This window comes from Burkholderia sp. Cy-637 (assembly GCF_011753175.1).
Taxonomy (GTDB): domain Bacteria; phylum Pseudomonadota; class Gammaproteobacteria; order Burkholderiales; family Burkholderiaceae; genus Burkholderia; species Burkholderia gladioli.
The window spans coordinates 1-9,407 of the sequence record NZ_VWWC01000222.1 but is presented as its reverse complement, the minus strand read 5'-3'; the positions used below and the strand labels follow the sequence as shown (position 1 = coordinate 9,407).

The following is a 9,407-nucleotide window of genomic DNA, read 5'->3' as shown; positions in this document are numbered from 1 at the left end:
TGGCCGCTGGCGCGGACCGCGCGCGAACTCGGCGCGTTGGCGGCGGCCGAGCGTGAACGGGTCGCCGGTGCCGCGCGTGCCGACGACTACGTGATCAGCTCGACCATCCTGTCGATGCTGCTGATGAACGGCTCGGCGCCGCATCGCGCCTTCGTCGAGGCGGCGGCCGGAGCCCAGCCGCGCCGCCCCGACTGGATCACCTGCTCCTACGAGTGCGCCGGCTGGGGCTACGTGCTGCGCCGCGCGCTCGACAAGGCCGCCGTGTCGGGCCCGCACACGCTGCTGCTGCAGTTGCTCGACGTGGACCTGCACGGCTATGCCTACTGGCACGGCAACCCCGCCTGGGGCGCCTCGGGCTTCGGCCTGGCCACCCTGCTGATCGAGGTCGACCGGCCCGGTCCGCACCAATCGCTGATCGCCGGCGCCGCGCCGCCGGCCAACGCGGTGGTCCAGCTGGGCCGGACCCTGCGCGGCTTCTGCGCCGAGCGGCCCGGGCTGCGCGCGGCGATCCCCTTCTTCCCCGCCCAGTCGCGCCGCGCGATGCTGGCCACGCTCGGCAAGACGCCGCTGATGCCGGACGGCCATGCGCGCTTCGGCCATGCCTTCGGCAGCGATCCGTGGATCTCGCTGCTGCTCGCCGCCGAGCAGGAAGGGCCGCCGGCGCGCGCGGTGGTCTGCTCGCTGGCGCTGAACGGCTATTACGCGATCGGCGACATCGCCTTCGCGCCCGATGCGCGCTTCACGCTCGCGGCCGAACCGCCGGCGGCGGCGCGCGAGGAGGCCGGCTCATGAACCCGCCCGTGCTGCTCGCCTACCGGCTGCGCCGCGCCGCCTCGCGGCCCGTGCTGGTGCCGGCCAACGCCTACCGGATGCCGCTCGGCATGCCCGGGGGCAGTGCCGCCGACTACGCGCGCGCCGCCGCGGCCGAGGCCGCCGCCTTCGCCGACACGACGCGCCTGGCCGGCTGCCCCGACGACGACGACGCGCGCCGCGTGCTGCTCGACCACGAGCGCCACTTCGCCTTCCTCGCCGAGCTCGCCGTGCAGGCGCGCGAGGCCGTGCACGACGAGCTGCGCCTGCATGTCGAGGTGCGCGCCTCCTACATGGGCGTGCTGCCCGCCGCCCTGCTCGCGCCCTGGGTGCTGCTCGGCGCGGACCTGTACTACGAGGCGGCACGCGACGCCGCGCGCGGCTGGCCGACGCTGTGGATCGGCGACCGGATCCGCCGCGACGTCGATTTCGCCGGCGACAACACGCTGCGCTGCGCGCTCTGGCAGGCGGACCTGGCCGCCCCGCTCGACGCTCTGCTGCGGCGCGCCTGGCCCGCCCACGCGATCCGGATCGAGGCCCTGCCCGCGCCGCTCGCCAGCGATTTCCCGATTCCCGACCCCGCTGATCCCGGCGCCCATCCGGCCGCCAAGGAAACGACATGACCGACACGCTTGCCGTCCTGCCCGATACCGACAACGACATCCGCTGGCCGATGCCGGTCGATGCGCTGATGTCGAACGACTACGCGCTGCGCGAGGAGGCGCTGAACCGCCTCTACGAGAAGGCCAAGGCCTCCCAGTGGGACGTCGCCAGCGACGTCGACTGGAGCCACGCGCTCGACCCGGCCAACCCGCTCGGCATGCCCGACCCGACGCTGCTGATCTACGGCTCCGAGCTGTGGGCCAAGCTGTCGGACCACGACAAGCGCGAGGTCCGGCATCACGCGCAGGGCTGGCTGCTCTCGCAGATCCTGCACGGCGAACAGGCCGCGCTGATCTGCGCCTCGAAGCTGGCCTCGGCCGAGGACGGCCTGTCGGCGCGCCTGTGCGCGGCCGCCCAGGTGATGGACGAGGCGCGCCACGTGGAGGCCTACGCGAAGCTGGTCGAGAAGCTCGACGTGCGCTACCCGATGAGCCGCTCGCTGCACGCGCTGCTGCAGGACACCATCACCAGCAACCAGCTCGACATGACCAACCTCGGCATGCAGGTGCTGGTGGAGGGCATTGCGCTGTCGATCTTCCAGAGCGTGGTGGCCTACAGCGCCGATCCGTTCATCAAGGACCTGTTCCAGCGCATCCAGCGCGACGAGTCGCGCCACTTCGCGGTGGGCCGCATCACCCTGTGCCGCGTCTATGCCGAGATGGACGGCACCGAGCGGCGCGAGCGCGAGCAGTTCGTCTGCGAGGGCGCCTCGGTGCTCTACGAGCATCTGTGCGCCGACGACATCTGGGAACCGATGGGCCTGTCCAAGCGCGAATGCAGCGCGATGGTGCGCGAGTCGCCGGTGTCGAGCTCGATCCGCCGCTCGATCTTCCGGCGCCTGGTGCCGACCATCCGCGAGATGGGCCTGCTCTCGCCGGCCGTGCAGGACACCTTCGCCAAGCTCAACGTCCTCGACTACGCGGCCATGCCGCTCAACAACTGACCATGACGACGCCCCTGACTTCCGTTTCCGGCGCGGCCGATTTCTGGACCGGCGTCGAGGCCTGCGCCTACGAGCTGCCGGGCGAGCCCGTCGACATCGAGCAATGGGCCGCCGAGCGCGACTACCCGGCGCAGCGGGCCGCCACGATCGCGCGCTCGGGCAGCCGCTACTTCCACATGGCGCTCGACATCGGCGAGACCGAGCTGGCCATCGCGGCGGTCGGCAAGCTGATCGAGACGGCCGGCATCGCCGCCGCCGACATCGGCGCGATCGTGCACGTGCATACCCAGCCCTTCAGCGTGCCGCCGGCGCCGCGCAGCCTGCCGCACGAGGTGGCCTCGCATCACGGCATCGCGCCGCTGTGGCTCGGCTCGGTGGCGCAGCTCGCCTGCGTGTCGGTGGCCGCCGGCGTCGAGGTGGTGCGTGCGCTGATGCGCAAGCATCCGACGCTCGACGCGGCGGTGATCGTCTCCTCGGACCGCGTCTACGGCGAGGATTACCGCATGCGCCAGGTCAGCGGCGTGCAATGCGACGGCGCCGCCGCGATGCTGCTCACCCGCAACTGCCGGCGCAACCGGCTCGGCGGCATCGCGATGGAGACCAATGCCAAGTGGTGGCGCGGCTCCGACACGGTGAGCAAGAACGAGGCCGACATGATCGCGCTGGAATGGCCTTACACGCGGCGCGTGCTCGACGCGGCCGTGGCGCTCGAGGCGCATCCGCTGGAGGCCTATGGCCTGCTGCTGCCGCACAACGCCGACATGGCGGGCTGGTATTCGCTGTGCCGCGCGATGCGCATCGCGCCCGAGCGGCTGCACGCGGCCAACATCCTGGCGCACGGCCATGCCTGCTGCTCGGATTTCGCGATCAACCTGGCCGACGCCGGACTCGACGCGCTGGCGCGCGGCGAGCGCGTGCTCGGCGCGATGCAGTCGAACTGTGGCGCCTACGCGGCCGTCACGCTCCACCCGGTGGGCCGCCATGACGCCTGAACGCTCGCCGGGCGCCGCCCCGGCCGACGACTACGGCTTCGTCGCCGAGCTGCGCACGCCCTGCTACGTCTACGATCCGGAAGTGGCGATCGCGCGCTACCGGCAACTGAAGGCGCGGCTCGGCACGCGGCTGATCGTGTCGCTGAAGGCGAACCCGAACCAGGACCTGCTGGCGCGCAGCGCGCATGCCTACGAGGACGGCGTCGAGCTGGCCAGCCGCGGCGAGCTCGACATCGTGATCGGCCGCATCAAGGCGCCGCGCTACCTCAACAACCCCTCGATGGACGAGACCCTGATGCGCGCCGGGCTCGCCTCGCGCTGCCACTTCGTGCTCGACAACCTCGACGCGGTGGCGCGCTTCGTGCCGCTGGCCAGGGAGGCCCGCGCCGGCGGCGCCGAGGTGGGGCGCCTGCTGCTGCGCCTGAACGCGGGCGCACTGGCCGGCGCGCACTCGCGCGCCAACTGGCACGACCATTTCGGCATGACGCCGAACGAGGCCCACCAGGCGGTGCTCGCGCTGAAGGCGGCCGGCTTGCCGGTGGCCGGGCTGCATGTGTTCTCCGGCCCGCACAGCTTCGCGCGCGCCAGCGCCGCCGCGCCGGACACGCTCGGGCTGCCGGACGCGCTGGCGGCGCTGGCGCGCGACCTGGCCGGCGCGAACGGCGCGGCGCTCGAATCGCTGAGCCTGGGCGGCGGGTTCGCCGAGGACGCGGCCAGCCACGACGCAAGCGAGGCAAACGAGGCAGACAACGCAAACCCAGCCGACGGAGCCGCCCGGCCGGCCTCCGGCGCGGGCGAGGATCGCCATGCCGAGGCCTTCGCGCGCTATCGCGAGGCGATCGCGCCGCTGGCCGGCAACTGGTCGCTGGCCCACGAATCGGGCCGCGCGATCTTCGCCGACTGCGGCCTGTTCGTGACGCGCGTGGTGGCCGTCAAGCACTGGGCCGATCGCAGCATCGCGGTCTGCGACGGCGGTCTCAGCCATGCCTTCCTGCTCGCGCAGACCGAGGCCGTGATGAAGAAGCTGGCCGCGCCGGTGCTGGTGCGCCAGGGCCGCGGCAGCGACGGCAGCGGCGGCGGCAAGCCGCGCGGCGTGCCGACCTTCTATGTCGGCAGCACCTGCAGCCGCGCCGACGTGATCGGCCGCGACGACCACGGCACGCCGCCGGTGCCGGGCGACCTGGCGGTGTTCCCGCGCTGCGGCGCCTATCACCGCAGCTATTCGATGGCGCATTTCCTGTCGCACGACGCGGCGCACGTCTACGTGCGCGCGGCCTGAACCCCGAACCCGAGACTGAGAGGACCGCCCATGAATGCCATGATCCGCCTGGTCGACCTGCTCGACGACGGCGCCCGCCGCTGGCCCGGCCATCTCGCCTACGCCGACGGCACGCGCGACGTCAGCTATGTCCAGCTGCTGCGCGCGGTCGATCGCGCGGCGGCCGTGCTGGCCTCGCTCGGCGTCGCGGCGGGCGAGCGCGTCGCGATCTACGCGCCCAAGCAGTACGAGACGGTGGTGGCGATCCTCGCCGTCAACGCGCTCGGCGCGATCTTCGTCCCCATCAATCCGCAACTGAAGGAGGCGCAGGTCGAGCACATCGTGGCCGACAGCGGCGCGAGCCTGTTCGTGACCGGCGCGCAGCGCATCCGCCGCCTGCCGGTGATCGCCGCGCGGGTGGGCGCCGGACGCGTGCTGCTGATGGAAACGCTGGCCGAGGCGCTGGCGGCCGCGCCCGACGACGCGCTCGCCGAAGTCCCCGCCGAACGCGCGCCGAACGCGATCGACGACGACCCGGCCGCCCTGCTCTACACCTCGGGCTCGACCGGCAAGCCCAAGGGCGTGGTGGTCTCGCAGCGCAACCTCGTGTCGGGCGCCACCAGCGTGGCCGCCTACCAGCAGCTCGACGCCAGCGACGTGATCCTCGGCGTGCTGCCGCTGAGCTTCGACGCGGGCCTCTCGCAGCTCGGCAGCGCGCTGGCCGCGGGCGCCTGCTACACGCCGCTGGACTTCCTGCAGCCGGCCGAGGTGCCGCGCTACTGCGACGCGCGCGGCGTGACCTCGATCACCGGCGTGCCGCCGCTCTGGATGCAGCTCGAGCCGGCCGCCTGGAGCGATTCGGCGCGCCGGCGGATCCGCCGCTTCGCCAATACCGGCGGCCATCTCGCCACGCCGCTGCTGCACCGGCTGCAGGCGCTGTTCCCGAACGCCCGGCCCTACCTGATGTACGGCCTCACCGAGGCCTTCCGCTCGACCTACCTGCCGCCGTCCGAGGTGGCCGCGCGACCGGCCTCGATCGGCAAGGCGGTGCCGAACGCCGAGATCCTGGTGCTGCGCCCCGACGGCAGCGAATGCGAGGCCGACGAGCCCGGCGAGCTGGTGCACCGCGGCGCCTTCGTCACGCTCGGCTACTGGAACCAGCCCGAGCTGACCGCGCAGCGCTTCCGGCCGCTGCCGCAGCGCCACGGCCAGGTGCCGCGCCCCGGCGTGGCGGTCTGGTCGGGCGACATCGTGCGGCGCGACGCCGAGGGCTACCTGTACTTCGTGGCGCGCGGCGACGACATGATCAAGACCTCGGGCTATCGCGTCAGCCCCACCGAGGTCGAGGACCTGCTGTTCGCGCTGCCGCACGTGCGCGAGGCGGCCGTCTACGGCGTGCCGCATCCCACCCTGGGCGAGGCGATCATGGCCTCGGTGGTCTCCACGCTCGAGCCCGACGACTGCCGCGCCGACATCCTGCGCGCCTGCCGCGACGCGCTGCCCACCTACATGGTGCCGCTCGCCATCGAGCAGCAGGACGAGCTGCCGCGCAACCCGAACGGCAAGATCGACCGGCCGACCCTGAAGGCCCGGCACCGCGACGCATTCAATCCCCGGAATCTGGAGGAGTCACCCGCATGACCCTGCCGACGCTCGAAGCAACCCGCCAGGCCGCGCCGGCGGCGCTGGCCGCCGACACCAACACGCTCGCGCTCTACGGCGGCGTGGTGGTGCTGCCGCCGGCCACGCCGTTCAACGCGATCCAGGCGCAGGAACGCCATCCCGGCTACCGCCACCTGCTGCTGCCGCAGGCACGTTTCGCGCGGCCGCGCGGACACGGCGCGCTGACGGCCGACGAGAGCGAGCGCCTCGCGCCGGGCGGCCGCCCCGCGCTGCGCATCGCGCCGGCCGGGCGCAGCCTGTCCGAACTGGCCGCCGATGCCGCGCTCGACCTGCGCGACCAGCTCGGCTCGGAACTGCTGACCCGCACCACCCACCTGATCCTGGCCAGCAGCGCGCTCAACGAGACGATCGGCGATTCGGTGGTCGGCCGCCTGCAATACGACCTCGGCCTGCAAGGCGTGATGCCGCTCGCGCTCGGCCAGAACGGCACGCTCGGCTGGTACGGCGCGCTGTCGCTGCTGGGCGGGCTGCTCGGCCCGGACGACCAGGCCCTGGTGATCCTCGGCGACAAGTGGCTCTATCCGTTCTTCCGCCAGTTCGGCGAGCTGGTGGGCTACAGCGACGCGGCCACGGCCCTGCTGGTGCGACGCGGCACCCAGGTGCCGGAGCATGCCGAGCTCACCGCCTGGGGCAGCATCGGCGGCCTCGCGCTCGAATTCGGCGAGGCCATCGCCGATCCCTGGAACACCACGCCCGAGGCGCTCGGCGATGCGCTGGTGCCGATCGCGGCGCGCGCCATCCGCGGCGCGCTGAACGCGGCCGGGCGCGAGCCGGCCAGCATCGACTGGTGCGTGCCGCCCGGCTTCGGGCCGGCCTTTGCGATGCGGGTGGCCGACGCGGTGGGCGTGCCCTGCGCGCGGCGCGTGCAGCACGAGGTGACGGGCCACCTGTCCTCGGCCGAATCGGCGGCCTCGCTGATCCGGCTGGCCGCCTCGCTCGACGAGGACGAGCAACGCACCGTGCTGGTCTGGGACGCGGCGCTGCACGGCGCGGCCGCCGCGGCCGTCTGCGACGTGAGGGGCGGCTTCGAGGCCGCCCTCGATATCGAGGGAGACCTGCAATGACGAGCGCCTACAAGGTAAGCCTGCGCGAGCTGCGCTTCTTCCTCTGGGAGTTGTTCGAGGCCGACCGCCGCTTCCTGGAAACCGGCCCCTATGCCTCGCACAGCCGCGCCGACGTCGACGCGCTGCTGTCACGCGCGCGCGACTTCGCGCTCGACCTGGGCCGCAGCTACCAGCCCTCGGACGTCGAGGGCTGCACGCTGGAGGACGGCCAGGTGCGCATCCCCTCGCATTTCCACGCGCTCTGGGCGCGCTTTCGCGACGAGTGGGCCGGCACCCTGTTCGGCTCCGCCCAGGGGCTGCCGCCGATCGTCACGCAGATGATCTACGAGATGTTCATGGGCGCGAACCCCTCGTTCATGACCTACGGCGGCTTCACGCGGCCGGCCGTCAAGCTGCTGCAGATGCACGGCACGCCGCACCAGAAGACCCTGATCGCGCCGCTCGAGGCCTATCGCTGGGATGCCTGCTTCTGCGCGACCGAGCCGCAGGCCGGCACCGACCTGACCGCGGTGGCGCTGCGCGCCCGGCCGCTCGAGGGCGACCTGTACGCGCTCGAGGGCGAGAAGGTCTATATCTCGGCCGGCATGCACGAGCTGACCGAGAACACGCTGTACTTCGTGCTGGGCCGCATCGATACCGCCTCGCCCGATTCCTTCTCGCTGTCCTGCCTGGTGGTGCCGCGCTTCTGGCCCGACGAGGACAGCGGCGAGCTGCTGCCGAACCACGTCGAATGCATCGGCCTGCCGCGCAAGATGGGCCTGAAGGGCTGCGCCAACACGCACCTGGTGTTCGGCAGCGGCGGCACCACGCGCGGCTGGCTGCTCGGCGGACGCCGCAACGTCGGGCTGCTGCAGCTGATGCCGCTGATGAACCAGGCGCGCATGAGCACCGGCATGTTCGGCGTGGGCGTGGCCTCCAGCGCCTACCTGCACGCCGTCGACTACGCGGGCCGCCGCCTGCAGGGCCGCCCGATCGAGCGGGCCTCGAACACCAGCGCCGCGCGCGTGGCGATCATCGAGCACGCCGACGTGCAGCGCATGCTGATCGACATGAAGAGCCGCGTCGACGGCTGCCGCGGCCTGCTCGGCAAGCTGGCCGCCACCGCGACCCGCGCCGCGATGCTGGAAGCCACCCCGGGCGCCGATCCCGACGAGATCGAACGGCACCGCAAGCTGCAACTGCTGCTCACGCCGGTCTGCAAGGCCTTCATCTCGGACCAGGCCTGGCGCATCTGCGAGACCGCGATCCAGGTGCACGGCGGGCTCGGCTATACCGACGCGAGCCCGGTCGAGCAGAACGCGCGCGACGTGAAGATCCTGTCGATCTGGGAAGGCACCAACTACATCCAGGCGCAGGACCTGGTGCGCGACAAGCTCGGCTTCGGCCGCCATTCGCGGCTGATCCAGTACTACCGCGACGAACTCGACGTGTTCCTGGTGCAGCAGCACGGCCCCGACACGCCGGCCGAGCTGCGCCCGCTGTTCGACGCGCTGCGTGCCGGCGCCGACGCGATCGCCGCCTCGCTCGACGAGATCGCGCGCGACGTGCAGGACGGCCACACGCATCGCAGCAGCCAGTTCTACACGCGCTTCCTGGAGATGTTCGGGGTGGTGACCTCGGCCTGGGTGCTGCTCGAATCGGCCTGCATCGCCGCGCGCCGGCTGGCCGCGATCGACGCCGGCATGGAACCGGCCGAGGCGGCCTTCTATCGCGGCAAGCTCAAGAGCGCGCGCTACTACTTCGCCAACGTGCTGCCGGTGGTGCACCAGCACGCGGCCGTGCTGGCGACGATGGACCACGCGGCGATCGCGGTCAGCAGCGACGAACTGGTACAGGCGGACTGAGATGGCCACCCCACTCGACAGTCCCGACACGCCCGACTCGCCCGCCGCCGTGCCCGCCGGCGAAGCCGCGCCCGCCGAGGCGCCGCGCAACCTGCTGGGCCGCCCGGCCACGCGCCACCGCGGCACCGACCTCGACGGCGCGACGCTCGA

At 72.6% G+C, this 9,407-nt stretch carries 8 protein-coding genes; all 8 read left to right on the top strand.

Annotated elements, in window-relative coordinates; genetic code table 11:
• The coding region (locus F3J10_RS36435) for a hypothetical protein (protein WP_240155774.1) at positions 1-792 on the top strand (792 nt) is incomplete at its 5' end.
• On the top strand, positions 789-1,433 hold the full coding sequence (locus F3J10_RS32295) for a hypothetical protein (protein ID WP_167243791.1): 645 nt from the start codon (positions 789-791) through the stop codon (positions 1,431-1,433). The genes F3J10_RS36435 and F3J10_RS32295, both read left to right, overlap by 4 nt.
• A complete protein-coding gene (locus F3J10_RS32290; protein WP_025101061.1) occupies positions 1,430-2,416 on the top strand; it encodes a ferritin-like domain-containing protein in 987 nt (328 codons plus the stop codon). Before F3J10_RS32295 ends, F3J10_RS32290 begins: the two co-directional genes overlap by 4 nt.
• Positions 2,417-2,418: 2 nt before the next feature.
• The gene (locus tag F3J10_RS32285) at positions 2,419-3,408 is read left to right on the top strand and encodes a 3-oxoacyl-ACP synthase (protein ID WP_029951202.1); all 990 of its coding nucleotides are present in this window, start codon (positions 2,419-2,421) and stop codon (positions 3,406-3,408) included.
• Positions 3,398-4,687 (top strand): PLP-dependent decarboxylase, encoded by a 1,290-nt coding sequence (locus tag F3J10_RS32280; protein WP_167243790.1) that lies wholly within the window; start codon positions 3,398-3,400, stop codon positions 4,685-4,687. The genes F3J10_RS32285 and F3J10_RS32280 overlap by 11 nt, the downstream gene beginning before the upstream one ends.
• Positions 4,688-4,717: 30 nt before the next feature.
• Positions 4,718-6,307 carry an acyl-CoA ligase (AMP-forming), exosortase A system-associated gene (locus tag F3J10_RS32275; protein ID WP_167243789.1) on the top strand — a complete coding sequence of 530 codons (1,590 nt, stop codon included), beginning with the start codon at positions 4,718-4,720 and terminating at the stop codon, positions 6,305-6,307.
• Entirely contained in the window at positions 6,304-7,413 is a 1,110-nt protein-coding gene (locus F3J10_RS32270) for a hypothetical protein (protein WP_167243788.1), read from the top strand. The genes F3J10_RS32275 and F3J10_RS32270 overlap by 4 nt, the downstream gene beginning before the upstream one ends.
• Positions 7,410-9,257 carry an acyl-CoA dehydrogenase gene (locus tag F3J10_RS32265; protein WP_025101066.1) on the top strand — a complete coding sequence of 616 codons (1,848 nt, stop codon included), beginning with the start codon at positions 7,410-7,412 and terminating at the stop codon, positions 9,255-9,257. Before F3J10_RS32270 ends, F3J10_RS32265 begins: the two co-directional genes overlap by 4 nt.
• Positions 9,258-9,407: the final 150 nt, after the last annotated feature.

Excerpts from the sequence above, each read along its gene's own strand:
- F3J10_RS32280 (WP_167243790.1), top strand. The coding sequence starts at position 3,398 with ATGACGCCTGAACGCTCGCCGGGCGCCGCCCCGGCCGACGACTACGGC.
- F3J10_RS32285 (WP_029951202.1), top strand. The coding sequence starts at position 2,419 with ATGACGACGCCCCTGACTTCCGTTTCCGGCGCGGCCGATTTCTGGACC.
- F3J10_RS32270 (WP_167243788.1), top strand. The coding sequence starts at position 6,304 with ATGACCCTGCCGACGCTCGAAGCAACCCGCCAGGCCGCGCCGGCGGCG.
- F3J10_RS32265 (WP_025101066.1), top strand. The coding sequence starts at position 7,410 with ATGACGAGCGCCTACAAGGTAAGCCTGCGCGAGCTGCGCTTCTTCCTC.
- F3J10_RS32295 (WP_167243791.1), top strand. The coding sequence starts at position 789 with ATGAACCCGCCCGTGCTGCTCGCCTACCGGCTGCGCCGCGCCGCCTCG.
- F3J10_RS32275 (WP_167243789.1), top strand. The coding sequence starts at position 4,718 with ATGAATGCCATGATCCGCCTGGTCGACCTGCTCGACGACGGCGCCCGC.
- F3J10_RS32290 (WP_025101061.1), top strand. The coding sequence starts at position 1,430 with ATGACCGACACGCTTGCCGTCCTGCCCGATACCGACAACGACATCCGC.